Below are 19,414 nucleotides of genomic sequence, written 5' to 3'. Positions count from 1 at the left end.
GGGACCGCGCGAGATCCGATGCCTGCTGAGAAAATTCTTATCGTTGACGACGAAGAACTGCCCGTAAAACTGCTTCAAATGCTGCTTGAGCGGCGGGGATACGAGGTGGTCGTGGCTTACCGGGCCGAAGATGGCTTGCGCAAAGCCTACAGCCACCAGCCCGACCTGATCCTGCTGGATATCATGATGCCGGACATGGATGGGTGGGAAGCCTGCCGCCGCCTGCGCGAGCTTTCGGACGTACCTATCATCTTTTTGACGGCGAAATCCGATAAGCGCGATATCGTGCGCGGCCTGGAAATGGGCGCGGATGACTATATCGTCAAGCCCTACGAAAACGAGGAACTGTTAGCGCGCGTCAAAGTGCACCTGCGGCGCATTCCCAAGCCGCCGATGGCCGAAGAACTGAAATTCGACACTGGCCAGTTCGAGATCAATTTCATCAGCCGCGAAGTGCGCGTGCGCGGTAAGACGGTTCATCTGACGCCCAAGGAATTCAATTTACTGGGGGTGCTTGCTCGTAATGCGGGGCGCGTCATTACGCGGGCAGATCTCGTGCGTGAAGCCTGGGGACCTGAATATGGCGACGCGACCGACAGCCTCAAGCTGTACATTCACTATCTTCGCCAGAAGGTCGAGCCCGATCCCCAGCACCCGGTTTATATCCTGACGTCACGCGGGATTGGGTACCGCTTCTCGGACGTGTAGGCCGGGCCTAAAGCAAGACGTTCAATGCTGTGATGGCGATGATGGTGACTGCAGAGAGTGTGATCACCATCAGCAGACGCCGCGTCCAGTTCCACAGCCACGATGTTTGGGGTGCGGGCGCAAGGTCCGGGGCAGGGGTAGTCATCATGCGCCGCACTTCTGCGACCGCTTCTTTTTCTGCAATCCGTTGAAGGTGCTGGCGCGCAGTCGGGTTGGACGGGTTCAACTCAAGCACGTTTTCAAAGCACACGCGCTTGTCCTCATCGCTATCTACCACACTCGCAAGCCACAGCCACACCTGCTCGTGGTAGGGGTCCATCTCGATCGCCTGACGGAACAGCTCGTGCGCCTGCGCCCGATCTCCCTGGCGAGCGGCAGCCTTGCCTGCCTTATAGAGATCGAGGAATTCCTTAGAGGCGCTGAGCAGATCCGTAGTCGAAAGCCCCATCGCGCCAAATCCCTTCACGTTAATCCCAACCGCTCTTGCTGCTCATTCTAGCATACTCTGTTCGTCAAAGGTAGGACCTTAGTCCTATAGATTCTGCAAAAAATGAGGCCGGAGTGTGTATGCTCCGGCCTCATCTGTTCGAGTGCTGCGTGTGTAGGTCTACATGCCCCAGTCGTTTGCGATGTCCGTCTGCATGCCAGACGTCACCTGATAGGTGGTGTCTGTGGCAAATTCGTAGATGAACACATCCCAGTTACCGGTACGGTTCGAGGAGAACACGATGTAATTGCCATCCGGCGAGTAGCGGGGCCGGATGTCCGATGCGCCGGAGTCGAACAGTTTTTCCGGCTCGCCCGAACCGCTGGCAGCGATCCGGTAGATGCTGCTGTAGCTGCTGCCCGCTTCGCGTCCCTCAAACACGATGTACTGCCCGTTGGGAGACCAGTCGGGCGCGGTTTCCACCAGCTCGGTGCCGTTCGCGGTCAGGTCGCGGACGAAGCCATCCGCCGCATTATAGATGCGCAGCTCGGTGACTTCCTGCCCACCGCGCGCAAATTCCGCCGCGTAGACGATCGATTGGCTGTCCGGCGAGAAAGCGGGCCAGCTTTCATTTGCTTCGTCGGTGGTGAGCTGCTGGAGCGCGTTCGGATCGGGTTCCGCGCCGAGGGTGGAGACGCGGTAGAGATCGGGTGCGGTCGCGCCGGGACCCATCGCGGTAAACGCGATCCATGCGCCGTCGGGAGACCACGCCGGGGTATCCTGCTGGATGAGGATCGGCACGCCACCCCACAGCGTCGTCACCCACTGCGTGTTCGTCCCGGTGATGTTGTCGATCACCAGCACGACTTCGCGCGTGCCGGTCGCATACATGATATAAGCGTAACCCGAACTGTTGGGGCTGAGCACCGGCGTGTGCCCGCGATCGTTGTCAGGGCTGACCTGACGCAGCGTTGCGCCGCTGGGACTGGTGATCCAGATCGGCTGGTTGGCTTCGTCACCTACGACCTGGCCCGACTGCAAAATGATCGTTCCGCCCACATTGGAAGGGAGTGTCGCCAGCGGGGTCGAGGTCAGGATCGCGCGGGAGGTGGGGGTAGGAACGGGCGTCCAGGTCGGTGGGAGGCGCGTTACGGTGACGGTCGGCACGATTTCGGAGCCATCCTCCGTGCCGGGGGCTTCCACCTCTTCGCTGGACTGCGCCGCGATTGCGGTCGGCACCGGGGTGCCGCCTTCGTCATCGCCGCCGCCCAGCAGCACTGCCAGGACCACGATCAGCAGTATCAACGCCACGCCGCCCAGCCCAATTGCCGCATAGACCGTCGTGCGGCTGGGGCCGCTGCCCTGGCCGGGCGCAGTCTGGGGAATCTCTTCTTCCTCAAGATGGCTGAGTAGATTCTGGGCGCGGCGGTTGTTGGGATTGATGACGATCACGTTTCCCAGGCAGACGCGTTTTTCCTCGACAGTATCGACGACGGCGGCCAGCCAGAACCAGCCTTTTTCGTTGTACTGGTCCAGCTTGACGACCTCCTCAAGGGCCTGCCGCGCGGATGCATTATCGCCTGCGCGCGCCGCCTTGATCCCCTTTTCGAGCAGGTCATTGACCTGTGGATTTGTCCCTGACTCGCTCATGCTCCCCCTTGCCCTGTATTGATTGTCACGTTTTCCCGCGCTTCGAATAATCTGGTGAGTGCGTTAACTGGCAGGCGTCCAATGCGCATAGCGCAAGTCGACGTCGCTGTCGGTAAGCTGTTGAAATTCAGTGCCGTCGGGCCGGATGGCGACCAACTGGTAAAAATCGCCATTCAGCCTGGAGCTGTAAATGATCCATTCGCTGTCGGGCGACCACGACGGATCGAGTGCATCATAGTCGTCGTTAATCGTGATGACTCGCTCGCCCGTGCCATCCGCATTCATCAAGTACACATCTTCGTCGCCGGACCGGTCAGAAATGAACGTGATCCACCTGCCATCTGGCGAATAGGCTGGCGCAAAACTGCCATTTTCCGCTTCGGTCAGTTGTTCCGGCTCGCCACCCACGGAGGGCATACGCCAGATTTCAAACGAGTCTGAGCCTGCCAGGGCCGCCGCATACGCGATCGTCTGGCCGTCGGGTGACCACGTTGGATACCGATCCGCGCCGCTGTTGTCCGTCAGACGGTTCGGCGCGCTGCCCCCCGAGGCAATAGTATACACGTCAAAGTCCCCTTCGGCTGTGGCCGTGAAGACGATCTGCGTGCCATCCGGCGACCACGAGATGTCGGCCAGCTCGGCGTGCATGGCGGTGATCTGGCGCAGCTCGCCGCCCGCCGCCGGACCGGTGAACAACTCCTGGTAGATCAGCACGTTGTCGGGGTTGCCGTCGGGCGCGTCCTGGCGCAGCGATCCCACGACCGCGATCTGCAACCTGTCGGGCGAGTACGACGCATCGTAAGCGCCCAACCATGTGAGTGTATTATTTTCCGCGAGATCGGCGGGTAGGCTGAACGTCACCGGTTCGGGGTTTGTGCCATCGGCCCGCATGGTCACCACGTTCCACGTCCCGTCCGATGCCTGCTGCGACACGAGCAGGGTATAGGTGTCCAATGCCGGGATCTCGGTTGGCTCCGGCGTCGGTGAGGGGGTCCAGGTGGCAGTTGGCGTCCAGGTGGGCGGCAGCGGCTCCTGCGTGCGGTCGGCCAGCCGCGAGGTCGGCAGCGGCGTGACGCTCGGCGTCATACTGGTCGGCGTGAGGGTCGGCCCGGCGGGCGCGACCGCTACCACGTTGGCAGTGGGAGTGGCAGTCGCCGGTGTGTCCTCGTCGTTCAGGGACCGGTTGAGCAGAAATAGCCCCACCAGGATCATGGCGACGGCCAGAATTCCCACGACAGCATAGAGCGGGGAGAGGCTGCGGCGTGGGGTAGTGCGTCGCGGGGTTGACTGAGCCGCTGTCGAGCGGCGGGAGGAACCTGTAGCGCCTTCGAGCCTGTCGAGCGCCTGTCGGGCGCGGGCGTTGCTGGGGTTGATCTCCAAAACACGCATAAGGCAGGTTCGCCGCTCGCGGTCGGATTCCGCGACGGTCGCCATCCAGATCCAGGCCAGCTCGTTGCGCGGATCGTTGCCGATCACCTGCTCAAGCATGCGCCGCGCCGCCGCCGAGTCGCCTTTTTGGGCAGCCCGGATTGCTTCGCGCAGGAGGAAATGCGGTTCGTTTTGTGCCACAGCTTGGTATCCTTATGCGGACTGGCAGCGGGGCCAGTATATGCGCAGTGCGCGATCCGGCACAGCGGAACCGGAATGCAGTACCAATCCGCGTTCCGCTGTCAGATCCGGTGCTGTCCGCGCCCGCGCGCCCGTGTTACCGTACAGCATTGAGAGAACCGCGCACAGCCGCGCTAGAGCACAACGAGCGCAATCACGGCGACGGCGATCAGGATCAGGCTCACTGCCAGCGCGATGCTGCCATAGACGAGCACGCGGCTGTTGTTGGACTGGCGGCGCGACTCGACTTTCTTCAGCTCACGCTGGGCCGTATGGTTATCCGGATTGATCGTCAGCACGGTGCGGAGGTAGCGCTGCCGGTCTGCGGAGGTTTCTGCGACGGAAGCCATCCACAACCAGGCACGCTCGTTGTTTTTGTCGGCGTCAAGCACCTGCTGGAAGATGACGCGCGCATTTTCTACGTTTCCCTGCCGAGCGGACTGAATGCCGATTTGCAGCAGTTGTTCGAGGTTGGGCGTGCTGGCATCTTGCTGGTCAAAGTCCCCTAACATCATCCCGTATGCTCCCAATTTTCGAACCGTCTCACCGCCCCGTGCACCGATTGCACGAAGCGAGCTTATGTATAGTCCGTTCCGGGCGAGTTGGCAAGTCGCAGCGGGGGTGGAGATCCTGTAAATGGGCAATTACAAATCGATAATGTCGCGCATACTTTGACGCTGGGCGGGGTTTGGTGCACAATTCAAGAGACGCAGCCGGGGGCACTACAACGGTTTGGTGACGGGATAGCCGCCTCTGAACGGGCACGAACTAGCGAAGGAGCAGCGTGGCATGGAGGCCGACCAGCCTGTCCTTGTAATTGGCGCATCCGGTATCGACATCAAAGGACGCTCGGGCGAGCCGCTTCAAATGGGGCGTTCGAACCAGGGTGCGATCCGTACGACCGTGGGCGGTGTGGCACGCAATATTGCCGAAAATCTGGCTCGGCTGGAAGTGCCCACGATCCTGCTGTCGGCAGTGGGAGACGATCGCAGCGGCGAGAGTATGCTGGCGCGCACCAGAGAAACCGGCGTGGATACCAGCTACGTTTTGCGCCTACCCGATCGGCAAACCGGCACGTATCTGGCGCTGGTGGACGCCGAAGGGCAGTTGATCGTCGCGCTCAGCGATTACGACATCGTGACTGCGATCTCTTCTTCGTATTTGCTGCACCACCAGGATCTGTTTTCGCACGCGTCGATGATCGCCCTGGATGCGAATCTGTCCCCCAAGGCGTTGGCGACGGCATTCCGGCTGGCGAAGCGGTACGATTTGCCGGTGTGCGTCGATCCGACCTCTCCGACGCTGGCGGCCAAGCTGCTGCCGTACCTTCCGCAGATCCACATGGTCGCGCCGGACGCTTTCGAGGCCGCGACGCTACTGCGCACCGAGTACGAGCCGCTGACAACCAGGGATGCCGCCGTGGCGCTCGCGCAGCGGATCGTCAATACGGGCGTGAAGATCGCCATCGTGACGCTAGCCGAGCATGGACTGGCTTATGCGGACGGCAGCGGGGCAGGGCAGATCCCGGCGCTGCGCACGCCCGTGATGGATAAAACCGGAGCGGGAGACGCGCTGACGGCGGCGGTGATCTTCGGGCTGTTGAACGAGATGCCCCTGGACGAGGCGATGCGGTTGGGGATTGCGGCGGCGTCGCTGACGCTGCGCACGCGGGAAACGGTGGCCAACGATCTCAGCCTCGACCGGCTGTACGATGCACTGGTGGTTTGATCCTGTTCGATCACGTTTTGATCACGACATAAACAAATCCTGGCACACTGTCACACACGATAAACGAAACAGAGAACTTTATGGCACAGCAGGCACAGGGCGCTCCACTTGACGCCGACACGCTGGCGTACAAACAGCGCCGCTACCGCGACATTGCGACGATTCTGGAAGCCACTTACGGTTTTCCTGAGTGGCGTCCCTTTTTGCCCCCGGTGGACGAGCTGGTGAGCACCATCCTGAGCCAGAGCACGTCTGATACGAATCGTGACAAGGGCTTCGACGCGCTCAAGGCGCGGTACGAGAGCTGGGAAGAGGTCCGGGATGCGCCGCTGGGCGACATCGTTGCGACGATCCGGCCCGCTGGGCTGGCAAATCAGAAAGCCCCGCGCATTCAAGAGGCGCTGCGCACCATCACGCAGGACAACGGGCGGATCACGCTCGACTTTCTCAACGACTTAAGCGTGCCGGAAGCGAAAGCGTGGCTGACAGGGCTGCACGGCATCGGGCCAAAGACGGCGGCGATCATCCTGCTGTTCGCGTTCGGGCGGCCCGCGTTCCCGGTCGATACGCACGTACACCGAGTTACGGGGCGGTTGGGGTTGATCGGCCCGAAGATCAGCGCGGATCAGGCGCATGTGATTCTGGAAGCCATCATCCCGCCGGAGGAATACTTCCCGGCACACCTGAACATCATCCAGCATGGGCGGCAGATTTGCCACGCGCGCGGGCCGGAATGCGAGCGCTGTCCGCTGACGATGCACTGCGATTATTTCCTGGCACGAGACCAGTTGGAGTAGGAGATCGGCGGGCGAAAGTTGGGGCTAGTCGGGAGGGAGTGGCCCATGTATAATCGCATATCCCAGATCTGATAGCTCACGCGCAAGACAATTTGCGCCTTGTGAGCATTTAGGTGTTGACTCTCGCCGAACTCGTGCTATACTACTTGTTCTTGTAAACCCCATTTGTCCAAAAACAATGTAACCCTCAAGCGACTGAAAGCTGAATGACGGACGAGGAACGTACTCTCCTATTCCTCACACATTGGTCAACACCCGGGCTTCGTTGGCAGTACGTATTGAGTAACCTCGAGGAGTGGTGAATGCAGCGGCGGCTAGATGAAAAGAACTATGCACGCACACTGGAAGTGCATGACCTGCCTTCACTGATCGAAATTCAGCTCGATTCTTTCCGGCGCTTCTATGAAGAAGGCCTCAACGAGCTATTCGACGAGATCAGCCCCATTGAGAGCTTCAACGGTAATCTGAGGCTCTATTTCCCCGGCAGCACACGAGAGGCAAAGGAATTCGGCCTGACCTACTGGTTCGATGAGCCGAAATACCCTGAGGAAACCTGCCTTGAGCGTGACATTACCTTCGCTGCCCCCCTGTATGTAAAGGTCGCGCTCATCAACCGCGCTGCGGGTGATGAGGTCGTCATTTCCGATATTTTCATGGGCGACTTCCCGCTCATGACCGAAAAAGGCACGTTTATTATCAATGGCTCCGAGCGTGTCGTGGTGAGCCAGTTGATCCGGTCGCCCGGCGTGTACTTCGACGCCGAGGAAGACCGCACGACGGGTCGCCGTTTGGCGACGGCCAAGATGATCCCTGATCGCGGCGCGTGGATGGAGTTCGAGACACGCAAGAGCGACTATCTGGCGATCAAGTTCAACCGCAAGCGCACCATCCCGGTGACGATCTTGCTGCGCGCCCTGGCCGCCGTGACCGACGGCTTCGACGAGAATTCGCCGATCAAAGAAGGCACCGACGAAGAACTGCTGGCGATTTACAAGGAGGTCGATAACAACCCCGACCACCGGTATATCGAAGGCACGATTCGCATGGAGCCGCAGTGGGATCTGCGCGACGGCGTGTCCGTGGCGGAAGCGGCGCTGCTTGAGTTCTACAAGCGCATGCGTCCCGGCGATCCGCCCACGCTCGACAACGCGCGCGAATACCTGGAAAGCCAGTTGTTCGACCAGCGCCGGTACGACCTGGAGCGGGTGGGGCGCTATAAGCTCAACCAGCGCCTGCGCATCGACGACATCGTGCCGCGCTCACGCCGGACGATCACCAAGTTCGACCTCGTCAAACTGGTCGAGCGCATGATCCTGATCGACAACGGCCTTGAAGAGCCGGATGATATCGACCACCTGGGCAACCGCCGTGTGAAAACGGTTGGTGAACTGATCCAGAACTCGCTGCGTATCGGTCTGCGCCGTATGGAGCGCGTGATCCGCGAGCGTATGTCCATCCGTGAGTCGGATAATCTCTCTCCGATGTCACTGATCAACATCCGACCGGTAGTGGCGGCGGTCCGCGAATTTTTCGGGTCCAGCCAGTTGTCGCAGTTCATGGACCAGACCAATCCGCTGGCCGAATTGACGCACAAGCGTACGCTCTCCGCGTTGGGCCCCGGCGGTCTGCGCCGCGAGCGCGCGGGCTTCGATGTCCGCGACGTGCACCACAGCCACTATGGCCGCATCTGCCCGATCGAGACGCCGGAAGGCCCGAACATCGGCCTGATCGGTCGTCTGGCGAGCTATGGCCGCGTGAACGAATACGGCTTCATCGAAACGCCGTACCGCAAGGTGTACCGCGAGCTGGCGCTGGATGACGATCGTCTGCCGGGCCGCGCGCTGCGCGAAGACCTGGAACTGCCCAACACGGACGACGTGATCGAGATGGGCACCGTGGTCGATCAGGCGCTGATCGCACGTCTGCAGAAGGCGGGCGTCGAGCGCGTGCCGGTGGTGCCGTTCGTCAGCGACGAAATTGGTTATCTCTCGGCGGACATGGAAGACCGCTTCACTATCGCCCAGGCGAATGCGCAGTTGGGCGGGGTTAACGAGTTCGTCAACGAGCGCGTGTCGGCCCGGCAGCACCAGCGTTTCCTGGTGGCCTCACGCAACCGCATCGACTACATGGACGTGGCTCCGCGCCAGATCGTTGGAATTTCGGCGGCGCTGATCCCGTTCCTGGAGCACGACGATGCGAACCGTGCGCTGATGGGTTCCAACATGCAGCGTCAGGCCGTGCCGCTGCTCCAGCCGGACGTGCCGATTGTGAGCACGGGCGTGGAGCGCCAGGCCGCGTACGACTCGGGGCAGGTGCTTGTGTCGGACGTGAGCGGCGAAGTGGTTTCGGTCGAGGGCGATCAGATCATGGTGCGCACGGAAGAAGGTGTTCGTACCTTCCGCCTGCGCAAATACAACCGCTCGAACCAATCGACCTGCATCGACCAGCGCCCGGTCGTCAAGAAGGGCCAGTTCATCGACGCGGGGCAGGTTATCGCGGACAGCTCCTCGACCATCGTCGGCGAGCTTGCGCTCGGCCATGATGTGCTGTGCGCCTTCCTGTCGTGGGAAGGTGGCAACTACGAAGATGCACTGCTCATCAGCGAGCAGTTGGTGCGCGATGACAAGTTCACCTCGATCCACATCGAGAAGCACGAAGTCGAAGCGCGCGATACGAAGCTGGGACCGGAAGAAATCACCTACGACATCCCGAACGTCGGTGAGGACGCGCTGAAGGACCTGGACGAACACGGCATCATCCGCGTGGGCGCGGAAGTGGGGCCGAACGACATCCTGGTCGGCAAGATCACTCCGAAGGGCGAGAAGGAACTCAGCCCGGAGGAAAAGCTGCTGCGCGCGATCTTCGGTGAGAAGGCCCGCGAAGTGAAAGACTCGTCGCTGCGCCTGCCGCACGGTGAAAAGGGCAAGGTCGTAGACGTCAAGATCTTCACGCGCGAGGAACATCGCGACCTGCCCGCCGGGGTGGACCAGATGGTCCGTGTCAGCGTGGCGCAGAAGCGCAAGCTGACCCAGGGTGACAAGATGGCCGGTCGCCACGGGAACAAGGGTGTTATCTCCAAGGTGGTTGCGATCGAGGACATGCCCTTCCTGGAAGACGGCACGGCGATCGATATCATCCTGAACCCGCTGGGTGTACCCGGTCGTATGAACATCGGCCAGGTGCTCGAAACGCACCTCGGCTGGGCTGCCGACCGCCTGGGCTTCCGTGCGATTACGCCTGTCTTCGACGGCGCGGACGAAATGGAAATCGAAGCGGAACTGGGCCGCGCCTGGCTGATCGACCGTGCGTGGAAGGCGATTGCGATCCGTGCGTGGGAATGGCTGCGCGAAGAAGAGTACGATACCGAGTACCTCGAAGATGACGCCGAGGTCCGTCGTCTCTACATCGATCACTGGCTGGGCCAGTTAGGTACGTATGACATGGAACGCCTCGCGCTGGACGAGATCTACGCGCGGCGTGTGGTTCTGGCCGAGTGGCTGCGCGAGCTGGGTTACGATCCGGCGGACGTGCTGCTGTTCGGTGAAGAAACGGTCAGCTTAGATGAGCGCAACCGCCGCGATCTGAATGCGCGCTACGTCACGATGCTGATGTGGATCGATGACGTGACCGGCGAGATGCCGCCCGACGGCCTGAGCGAAGACGAACTGCGCGAAGTGGCGCGGCGCGTATCGCTCCGTTACGACATCCCTGTGCCGATCTTCGGCAAGCAGAAGCTGTATGACGGCAAGACGGGTGAATCGTTCGATCAGTCGGTAACGGTCGGGATCATCCATATGCTGAAGCTGGCCCACCTCGTCGAAGACAAGGTGCACGCCCGCTCGACCGGCCCGTACAGCCTCGTGACGCAGCAGCCGCTCGGTGGTAAGGCGCAGTTCGGCGGCCAGCGCTTCGGTGAAATGGAAGTGTGGGCGCTGGAAGCCTACGGCGCGGCGCATACGCTGCAGGAAATGCTCACGGTTAAGTCCGACGACGTTCAGGGCCGCGTGAAGACGTACGAGGCCATCGTCAAGGGCGAGCCGATCGAGGAGCCGGGCGTTCCGGCGAGCTTCCGCGTGTTGGTCAAGGAGCTTCAGAGCCTCGGCCTCGCGGTGGAAGCCATCACCGATACCGGCGAAGTGATTCGCTTCGGCAAGGACGAAGAGAAGGCGCGCCAGCCGCGCATCCAGATGGGCCTGCTGGGCCTCGCGGATACGCAGTAAGCGCCTGATGGACTGAACTTAAAGGGCGAGCAACCGTCGTGTGCTCGCCCTTTTTTGTTGCCTTGTGCCCAAATCGTGCGGCGATGAACGGGCGAACGTGTGTTGTACGGTGGGCAGGCGCTTTGTCTGTGCTTCCCAACCAGCGTACAATGATACTAGAGCGCATATATAAACTTACCCTGGGCCTTACCGGAGAGATGAGGGGGATGGGACTTATGACGCGGAAACGACTTGCGCTGCTCCTTGTGGGCTTGACCGTCTTGGTCGTTCTGTTGGCGGCATGTGGCGGCAACGATCGTGAGAGCGAGCGCAATCCTACTCTGGGCGCGGCCACGATCACACCGCCGTTTACGCGCACGCCAAGCGGGGCGGATCAGCTTGCCTCCCCAACCGTGCTGCCCACGTGGACGGCGGTTGCTGCGGTGCCGACTTCGACGCCGCTGGTGATCCAGCCGCCTGCCATCCCCAGCCCGCTGCCCACGTGGACGCCCGCATTTTCAAGCGCCACGCCGTTTCCGTATGACGTGCGCATCTCCTACCCGGTGAGTGGCAGCCAGATCGCGGGATACGTGACGATCGTCGGCAGCGCCAGCCATCCGCGCTTCGTGCAGTATGCGCTGGAGTGGGGGCCGGACCCGAACCCAGGCAACCTGTGGTATCCGTTCCTGACGCCGCCGCAGCGCACGAATATCGTGCTCAATAGCGGGCTTGGCGCGTGGAACACGACCCTGATCCCGGATGGCATGTACCAGATTCGGGTGCACGTGTGGCTGAACGACGGCACGGACGTAGACTATCGCGTGACCGGCATTCGCGTTTCGAACACGACGCCTACCGCGATGCCGAGCCTGACGCCGACCGTTCGCCCAAACCAGATCCCGACCCTCAACCCGATTCCCAGCCAGCAGCTTACGGCGGGCCAGACTGTAGTTGTGCCCGTGACGGCGAACGATCCTGATGGGGATGCGGTGAACCTGTTCGTGTCGTCCAGCGCGCCAGCGGTAGCGGGGGCGACCGTAAGCGGCACGCGTGAAATTACGCTTTCGGGACTGACCGCCGGACAATCGACGGTGGTCGTCACGGCGAACGACAATCGCGGCGGGACAGTCAGTACAGCCTTCGTGGTGACGGTGCAGGGGCAGAACCGCGCGCCATCGCTCAGCCCCATTCCGAACCAGACGATTACCGTGGGGGATATCGTCGCGCTGACGGTAACCACGTCCGACCCGGACGGCGATCCGCTGACTCTGACAGCTTCCTCCGATAATCTGGCCGTGGTGAATACCAGCGTGCCGGATAAGAGCACCGTCCGCATCGGCGGCAACAGCGCGGGGACGGCCAACGTCACGGTGACGCTCAGCGATGGCAGGGGAGGGGTGGTCAACGTGATCTTCCAGGTCACGGTACAGTCGAAAAATGCGCCGCCTGTGGTGACCGACATCCCGCCGCAGGCGCTCGAAGTGGGCGCGACGCTGGACGTCCCGTACACGGCGACCGATCCGAATGGCGATGCGCTGACGGCGGTGGCGCAGTCGGATAACGAAGCTGTGGTGACCGCGACCGTGCCGCAGGCGGGCGTGATCCGGCTGGCGGGTATCGGCGCGGGACAGGCAACGGTGACGCTGTCGGTGAGCGATGGTGTGAACCCGGCCTCGACGATGCCGTTTATCGTGACGGTCGCGCAGGGCAACATCGCCCCGGCGATCGAACAGGTCGGCGCGCAAAGCATGGGCGCGGGGGATACGCTGAACGTGCCCATCGTCGCCAGCGATCCGAACGGCGATCCGGTAATGCTGGATGCCCAGTCGGATGCGCCGGGTGTCGCAGTGGCAGCGGCCAGCGGCTCGGACGTGGTCGTGGAGGGCCTCACGGCGGGGCAGGCGAACATCACCGTCAATGCGGCGGACGGGCAGGGCGGCGAAGCAAATATGACGTTCCAGGTGAGCGTCGCTGCCGCAAATACGCCGCCGACCGTCGATCCGATCGCGGCGCAAACGCTGGCGGTGGGCGGCGTGCTCGATGTGCCGTATAACGCAGTAGATGCGGAAGGCGATACGCTGTCGGCGTCCGCTGCTTCTGATAACGAGAACGTTGTCGTCGCGAACGTGACGACGCCGGGACTGGTTTCGCTGGTCGCGCAGAACGCGGGCACGGCGACGGTGACACTGTCCGTGACCGATGGCGTGAATCCGGCGGTGCAGGTGCTGTTTACCGTAACCGTCACAGAGCAGAACGCGCCGCCTGTGATCCAGCCGATCGATCCGCAGACGATTACCGTGGGACAGATGATCAACGTGCCGGTGACGGCGACCGATCCAAACGGCGATCCGGTCACGCTGGACGTGGTGTCGAGCGATCCCGGTGTAGCGGCGGTGGTGCTGAACGGTGCGTCGGTGGATATCAGCGGCGCGGGGGCGGGCACGGCTTCCGTTACCGTGACCGCCAGCGACGACAAGAGCGCCATCGCCAGTGTGTCATTCGACGTCACGGTGCAGCCGCTGAACGGCGCGCCCAGCGTGGATGGCATCTCGGCGCAAACGGTGGGCGCAGGGGCGATGGTAGACGTGCCCTATAACGCGCTCGATCCGGACGGCGATCCGCTGACGGCGGACGCCCAGTCGGATAACCCGGCGGTGGTGATCGCCAGCGTACTTCAAGCCGGATCGATCCACCTCGAAGCCCAGGCTCCGGGGCAGGCGACGGTGACGCTGACGCTTTCCGACGCCGTGAATCCCCCGGTTACGACGAGCTTCATGGTGGATGTGCCGCAGCAGAACGCGGCCCCGGTTGTGGAGCCGATTGGCGATCAGGCAGTGGTCGAAGGCCAACTGCTGAACGTGCCGGTAACGGTAAGCGATCCGAACGGGGACGCTGTGACGCTCAGTGCCGTGTCGGATAACCCGGCAGTGGTGTTGGCGTCGGCGGACGCGGGACAGGTCTCGCTGACGGGCATCGCGGCAGGTGCGGCGACGGTGACGGTCGATGCGACAGACGCTCAGGGCGCGATGGCGTCGGTGAGCTTCGTCGTGACGGTTACCGGATCGAATGCCGCGCCGGAAATCCCACCGGTCGGGGCGCAATCGCTGCAAATCGGGGAACAGATCACCGTGCCGCTGACGATCACGGATGCGAACGGCGATCCGATCGTGCTGACGGCGCTGCCGCAAGCACCGGGAATCGTCCAGGCGACGGCGATCGACAACAACTCCGTGCTGCTGGAAGGCGTGGCGCCGGGGACGACGGTAATCGATCTGACGGCGGATGATGGGCGCGGCGGCGTGACCAACGGCTCGTTCGAGGTCACGGTGGTAGAAGCGACCCAGGGGCTGAACCTGATGGATTATCCGGTCGTGCCGGAGATCTCGCAGCAGGTTGCCAGCACCATCAGCCTCATCTACCAGGGTGGGCTGGGCATCGGCATCCAGCCGGGCGTCTTCGCCAAGATCGGAGACGAGGCAGTGGGCAGCACAAACTTCCTCGTGCCGTACGCGGTAGACGGGGTGGATCTGGGCAGCTACGCGGATTCACTCAACTCGACGATCACGTTCTTCCGCGCCACATCCATCGATCCGAACGATCCGTCGATCAACAGCTTCAATGCGAGCAGCGCTGCCGCGCAGCAGGGCTTCAGCCCGGATCAACTGGCGATGAGCGCGCCCGCCGCGCCGCCGTGCGATACGGTTGGTGCAGCGACGATCCTGGACTGCGCGATGCTGCACAAGCAGCCCAGCATCGCGTTCGTCAGCTTCAGCGCGGCCAACGTCACGTTCATGGACCCGGCGCAGTTCCGGTCGGAGATTCAGAACATCGTGTTCCAGGTGATGAGCACGTACGGGTCGATCCCCGTGCTGGCGACCATCCCGGCGGACGCGAGCGCGACGACCGAGCAGCTTGCGGACTACAACGCGGCGATCGTGGAAGTGGCGACCCAGTCGCAGATCCCGCTGTGGAATGTCTGGCGGGCGATGCAAGAGCGCGGCATCAGCGATCCGGCCAGCGTCTCGCCGTTGGGCGCAGGCGACCTGACGGACGCGTCGCTGAGCTATGGCGCGAACGTGCGCAACCTGACCGCGCTGCAAACGCTGGGGGCGGTCAAGCAGGCGGCGGGCATCCAGTAAGCCTTTGCAGGACGACTCAAGAAAAATCACCCCTGGTGGAAACGCCAGGGGTGATGTGTTTCAGGAAAGTGGTTGGTAGAGCAGGTAGATCAGGTAAGGTCGGGCGGGACGTGTGGCACGGTGTCGCCACCAACGTCCGACAGATCGATCAGGCGCATGGAAGGCTGCGTCATATCGATCGCGCCGGTGGATTCGGTCCAGGTGTCCAACAGCCGCCAGTAACCGGGGCCTTCGGTGTGGGCGCGCGGCGCGAAGTTGCGCGGCTGATCGCGCAGGCTGGACAGGTCCGCGAGCCAGCCATGCACCGTCTGGCGGAAGTAGTACAGGCGGAAGATGTGTGCGCCATCGGTGACGGCAAAGGCGGGTTCGCGGTCCTGGGTGCGGACATAGGCTCCCGAACTTTGGATGAGGGCCGTATCCAGATAGGCGGCATCGAGCGCGAGCGCTTCAGTGGGAAAGACGAAGCAGCTTGGGCGGTCGGCGTCGCGGAGTTCCTGCCGGGAGCGGTAGACGGGTAGCACGCGCCCTCGCCGGATGACCGGGAGGTAGCGGGCGGGCAGGGAACCGGGAACGAGCGCGACATCAGTCGATTCACCCTGCCGCCATTCGCGCGCTTTGTGGAATCCGCCCGACCTGGCTTCGATCACCTGATAGATGCGCCCTTCTGCCAGGAACAAGGCGTTTTCCGGCAAGCGCGCCGTATCAACTTCTGGTAGACTGGCACTGTATGCACTCGCAGCCGGATTCAACACGATGCCCACCCTTTTCTTGATCAAATCAGCGCGTCCTGATTAATATGGTACAACAGCTTGACGCGTGCTTCGTTACGCGCGATCCTGCGGGTGGCCTGTGCTCTCCCGCCCATTCGGTGACGGTCAACTGACGATGAAGCGACAGAATATCATTCTTATGCTGGTCCTGGTGCTGGCGGCAGGGCTTCTGGCTGCCTGCGACAACAAAGGCGGATCGGGGTCCGGCGAATACAGCGTGACCGTCAGCGTGGACGGCACGAATCGTGTGTACACGTACAGCCGTCAGATGTCGGTCGGGCAGTTTTTGCAGTCGATCGGCGTGACGGTGAACGATCTCGATCAGGTCAACCCGCCACTGTATACACAGTTGGCGAACGGGATGCGGATCGCCGTGTCGCGCGTGGTGGAACGCACCGAGTGCGAAGATCAGCCCGTTGAGCCGAACGTGATCGAGCAGCCGACGCACCAGCTTGCAGCGGGCGAGCGGCAGGTGATCCAGACGGGGGTCGCGGGCGTCGAAACGGTGTGCTACCGCATCGTGGAGCAGGACGGCCAGCAGATCGGCGACCGGTCCGAATCGAGCCGCACGCCGAAAGTGACCACACGGGATGAAGTGATCGCGGTGGGTGTCGCGCCGCCGAATACGTCCGTACCCATTGATGGGCGGCTGGCGTTCATTTCCGGCGGGCAGGCGATGATCATCGATAACAACACTAATTTGCTGCGCCCGCTGACCAGCGGCGAACAGCTTGATAAGCGCGTGTTCGATCTCTCGGCGGATGGCCTGCGGCTGGTGTATACGGTCAGCACCGCCGATCCGAACGATCCCGAATTCTCGAACGAGTTGTGGGCGGTGATGAATACGGGCGCCAGCGCGCCGGATGCGGTGCAGCTCGTGCCGACGGACGTGATTTACGCGCAGTGGGTTCCGGGGCGCGAAAACCCGGCGGTGAGCTACTCGACCGCCTCCCCAGTGAACGACGTACCGAACTGGCAGGCCTATAACGACCTGTATGTGATGGAACTGGACCCCGCCACGGGTGATACTGTGGCCGTGGATGACATCGTGCCGCAGAACAGTATCGGCGCGTATGCGTACTGGGGACGGCGCTATCGCTGGTCCGATGACGGGACGCATGTCGCCTGGGCGCTGGCGGACAGTGTAGGGCTGGTAAACCTGGAAACAGGCGATTTCCAGACGCTGCTCAGCTTCCCCGAATACGCAACGGCGCTGGTCAGCTACTGGGTGTGGGTGCCGACGCTGTCCTGGTCGGAGGATGGACACCTGATCACCACGATTCACGGCGCGCCGTATGGATCCGAATCGCCGGAGGACAGCATCATCTTCGATACGGCTGTGGCGAATCCGGCGGACAGCCTGTTGATCGCTCCGTTCCTGACGCAGACCGGCATCTGGACCACGCCGACGTACTCGCCGCCGACGATCGATGCGGTGGGCGATGAGCGGTATTCCATCGCGTACTTCCAGGCGCGCGATCCGCTGAACAGCCCTGGCGCACAGTACGACCTGTGGATCGCGGACTCGGACGGCAGTAACGCGCGGCTCGTGTTCCCCGGCTCCAGCCGATCCGGGCTGCGACCCGACCCGGAAGATGGCATCGCGTGGAGCCCCACGGGACGCCAGATCGCACTGATTTACCAGAGCAACCTGTGGATCGTCGACGTGCAGACCGGGGAAGGCACGCAGATCACCAGTGATGGACAGTCTTCTCGCCCCCGTTGGTCACGTGAGCCATGAAATTCAAAGCCTCCATTTTGATCGCCTGCGCCATATTGGTGCTGGGTAGTATCGTCGCGGCTGCATCGGCACAGCAGCAGCGTAACATCCATACGCGCGGATGGGTGAATGCCGCCGAGATGTCCGATCTTCCGGTGCGACTGCCACTGGCAGGTGTGAATGTCGATCTGCGGCAGTACGGCCCAGACGAACTCAACGACCAGCTTGATAAGATCGAGCAGGCCGGGTTTACGTGGGTCCGGCAGCCGTTTTTGTGGCAGGATATCGAGCCGGAGCAGGGGCAGTTCGAGTGGGCGGCATACGATACGCTGGTGGACGCGGTCGCGGCGCATCCCGGGCTGCAGATCGTCGCCGTGCTGGACGGCACGCCCGCCTGGGCGCGGCACGAGTTGGCCCCCGACCACCCCTACGCGCCGCCCGCCAGCGTCAGCCAGTATGCGGACTTCGCACGGGTTGTCGCGGAACGCTACGGCGAGACGATCACGCAGTACCAGATCTGGGACGAGCCGAACATTACCTCGCACTGGGGTAATCTGGACGTGCGCCCGGCGCTGTACGTCGCCGTGCTGCGCGAAGCGTACGGCGCGATTCACGGCGTGGACGAAGACGCACAGGTGATTGCCGCCGCGCTCGCGCCGACGGTCGAGACGGGGCCGCGCAATCTCAGTGATGTGCTGTATCTGCGCGCGATGTACGAGCTGGACGCGGGGCCGTACTTCGACGCGGCGGCGGGCAAACCGTACGGTTTCGACAGCGGACCGGACGATTTGCGCGTGGATGAGGACGTGCTCAACTTCTCGCGACTGATCCTGCTGCGCGAGGAGATGGTCAGGCACGGCGACGGCACGAAACCGCTGTGGGGCAGCAACTTCGGCTGGAACGCGCTGCCCGATGGATGGAGCGGGCCGCCGTCGATCTGGGGCAGCGCCACGGCGACACAGCGGGCGGACTATACCCGCGAGGCCTACGACCGTGCGCTGCGTGAATGGCCGTGGGCGGGCGGGCTGATCTTGCAGCACTGGGATCCCGCCGCGCCGGACGACGATCCGGTGCAGGGATTTGCCGTCGCGCCCGTGTTCGATGAGTGGAACGCAGCGGGCGTGCTGCCCGATCCGCAGGCGCTGATTCCCGGCCTGCATGCGGTGCAGAACCCGTACACGACTTATTCCGAGAACTGGCAGTTCAGCGATCTGGGCGCAGACGCGGTGATCCCCGATCCTGGCGCGGTGACGCCCGAAACCGAAAACACGATCACGCTGACGTTCGAGGGCGACAGCCTGGCGATCCCGGTGCACCGGGATGATTACATGGCGTACCTGTTCGTGACGGTCGATGGGGAGGCGGCGAATGCACTGCCACACGACCGTGACGGTAACGCCTTTCTGCTGCTGACCTCGCCGGAGCGCGCGCCGGAAACGGATCTCGTGACCGTGGCGGACGGACTGCCCTTCGGCGTACATACGGCCACAATCATTCAGCGGCCCCATAACGGGGACGACCGCTGGCCGATTGCCGGGTACGCGGTGGGATCGTCGCCCGATACGCGCACCTATGACGTGTGGCTGATTGTGGCGGGGATCGTCGGCGGGCTGGCGCTGCTGGTCGGCCTCGTGACGGCGGCGCGGCTGCCATGGCGCCGTGTGCGCC

The 19,414-nt window shown here is 62.7% G+C and carries 12 protein-coding genes; 7 read left to right on the top strand and 5 right to left on the bottom strand.

Annotated elements, in window-relative coordinates:
* Positions 1–18 precede the first annotated feature (18 nt).
* Positions 19–708, top strand: a complete 690-nt coding sequence (locus V7116_RS14240) for a response regulator transcription factor (protein ID WP_324392604.1) — start codon at positions 19–21, stop codon at positions 706–708.
* 7 nt (positions 709–715) lie between these two features.
* Here the strand turns inward: V7116_RS14240 and V7116_RS14235 are convergent, their stop codons facing one another.
* The 4 genes from V7116_RS14235 to V7116_RS14220 form a co-directional block, all read right to left on the bottom strand.
* Positions 716–1,156 (bottom strand): tetratricopeptide repeat protein, encoded by a 441-nt coding sequence (locus V7116_RS14235; RefSeq protein WP_324392603.1) that lies wholly within the window; start codon positions 1,154–1,156, stop codon positions 716–718.
* Positions 1,157–1,315: 159 nt separating this feature from the next.
* Entirely contained in the window at positions 1,316–2,785 is a 1,470-nt protein-coding gene (locus V7116_RS14230) for a TolB family protein (protein ID WP_324392602.1), read from the bottom strand.
* Between the two features lie 63 nt (positions 2,786–2,848).
* Positions 2,849–4,354 carry a hypothetical protein gene (locus V7116_RS14225; protein ID WP_324392601.1) on the bottom strand — a complete coding sequence of 502 codons (1,506 nt, stop codon included), beginning with the start codon at positions 4,352–4,354 and terminating at the stop codon, positions 2,849–2,851.
* 173 nt (positions 4,355–4,527) lie between these two features.
* Positions 4,528–4,905, bottom strand: coding sequence for a tetratricopeptide repeat protein (locus tag V7116_RS14220; protein WP_324392600.1), 378 nt, complete (start codon positions 4,903–4,905; stop codon positions 4,528–4,530).
* Positions 4,906–5,182: 277 nt separating this feature from the next.
* Here V7116_RS14220 and V7116_RS14215 point away from each other — a divergent pair, with 277 nt between their 5' ends.
* From V7116_RS14215 to V7116_RS14200, 4 genes are all read left to right on the top strand, one after another.
* Positions 5,183–6,121, top strand: a complete 939-nt coding sequence (locus V7116_RS14215) for a carbohydrate kinase family protein (protein WP_324392599.1) — start codon at positions 5,183–5,185, stop codon at positions 6,119–6,121.
* An 80-nt stretch (positions 6,122–6,201) separates the two neighbouring features.
* Positions 6,202–6,918 carry an endonuclease III domain-containing protein gene (locus tag V7116_RS14210; protein WP_324392598.1) on the top strand — a complete coding sequence of 239 codons (717 nt, stop codon included), beginning with the start codon at positions 6,202–6,204 and terminating at the stop codon, positions 6,916–6,918.
* Between the two features lie 302 nt (positions 6,919–7,220).
* Positions 7,221–11,138, top strand: coding sequence for a DNA-directed RNA polymerase subunit beta (gene rpoB / locus V7116_RS14205; RefSeq protein WP_324392597.1), 3,918 nt, complete (start codon positions 7,221–7,223; stop codon positions 11,136–11,138).
* 215 nt (positions 11,139–11,353) lie between these two features.
* The gene (locus tag V7116_RS14200; protein WP_324392596.1) at positions 11,354–15,256 is read left to right on the top strand and encodes a putative Ig domain-containing protein; all 3,903 of its coding nucleotides are present in this window, start codon (positions 11,354–11,356) and stop codon (positions 15,254–15,256) included.
* A gap of 89 nt (positions 15,257–15,345) precedes the next feature.
* On the opposite strand, the gene V7116_RS14195 is transcribed toward V7116_RS14200, so the two are convergent.
* A complete protein-coding gene (locus tag V7116_RS14195; RefSeq protein ID WP_324392595.1) occupies positions 15,346–16,032 on the bottom strand; it encodes a hypothetical protein in 687 nt (228 codons plus the stop codon).
* A gap of 109 nt (positions 16,033–16,141) precedes the next feature.
* Between V7116_RS14195 and V7116_RS14190 the strand changes: the two genes are divergently transcribed.
* Together V7116_RS14190 and V7116_RS14185 are read left to right on the top strand one after the other, a co-directional pair.
* Positions 16,142–17,767: a G5 domain-containing protein gene (locus V7116_RS14190; protein ID WP_324392594.1), complete on the top strand. Its 1,626-nt coding sequence runs from the start codon at positions 16,142–16,144 to the stop codon at positions 17,765–17,767.
* A partial coding sequence (locus tag V7116_RS14185) for a beta-galactosidase (protein ID WP_324392593.1) occupies positions 17,764–19,414 on the top strand: 1,651 nt, incomplete at its 3' end. The genes V7116_RS14190 and V7116_RS14185, both read left to right, overlap by 4 nt.

It is taken from the genome of Aggregatilinea sp., from assembly GCF_036822615.1.
In the GTDB taxonomy this organism is placed as follows: domain Bacteria; phylum Chloroflexota; class Anaerolineae; order Aggregatilineales; family Aggregatilineaceae; genus Aggregatilinea.
Note: the sequence above shows the minus strand (reverse complement) of the source record. Positions and strands in the feature narration are given on the sequence as shown.

What these genes read in the sequence shown, in the direction of transcription:
- V7116_RS14240 (WP_324392604.1), top strand. Translation starts at nt 19, where the DNA reads ATGCCTGCTGAGAAAATTCTTATCGTTGACGACGAAGAACTGCCCGTA.
- V7116_RS14235 (WP_324392603.1), bottom strand. Translation starts at nt 1,156, where the DNA reads ATGGGGCTTTCGACTACGGATCTGCTCAGCGCCTCTAAGGAATTCCTC.
- V7116_RS14230 (WP_324392602.1), bottom strand. Translation starts at nt 2,785, where the DNA reads ATGAGCGAGTCAGGGACAAATCCACAGGTCAATGACCTGCTCGAAAAG.
- V7116_RS14220 (WP_324392600.1), bottom strand. Translation starts at nt 4,905, where the DNA reads ATGTTAGGGGACTTTGACCAGCAAGATGCCAGCACGCCCAACCTCGAA.
- V7116_RS14215 (WP_324392599.1), top strand. Translation starts at nt 5,183, where the DNA reads ATGGAGGCCGACCAGCCTGTCCTTGTAATTGGCGCATCCGGTATCGAC.
- V7116_RS14210 (WP_324392598.1), top strand. Translation starts at nt 6,202, where the DNA reads ATGGCACAGCAGGCACAGGGCGCTCCACTTGACGCCGACACGCTGGCG.
- rpoB (WP_324392597.1), top strand. Translation starts at nt 7,221, where the DNA reads ATGCAGCGGCGGCTAGATGAAAAGAACTATGCACGCACACTGGAAGTG.
- V7116_RS14200 (WP_324392596.1), top strand. Translation starts at nt 11,354, where the DNA reads ATGACGCGGAAACGACTTGCGCTGCTCCTTGTGGGCTTGACCGTCTTG.
- V7116_RS14190 (WP_324392594.1), top strand. Translation starts at nt 16,142, where the DNA reads ATGAAGCGACAGAATATCATTCTTATGCTGGTCCTGGTGCTGGCGGCA.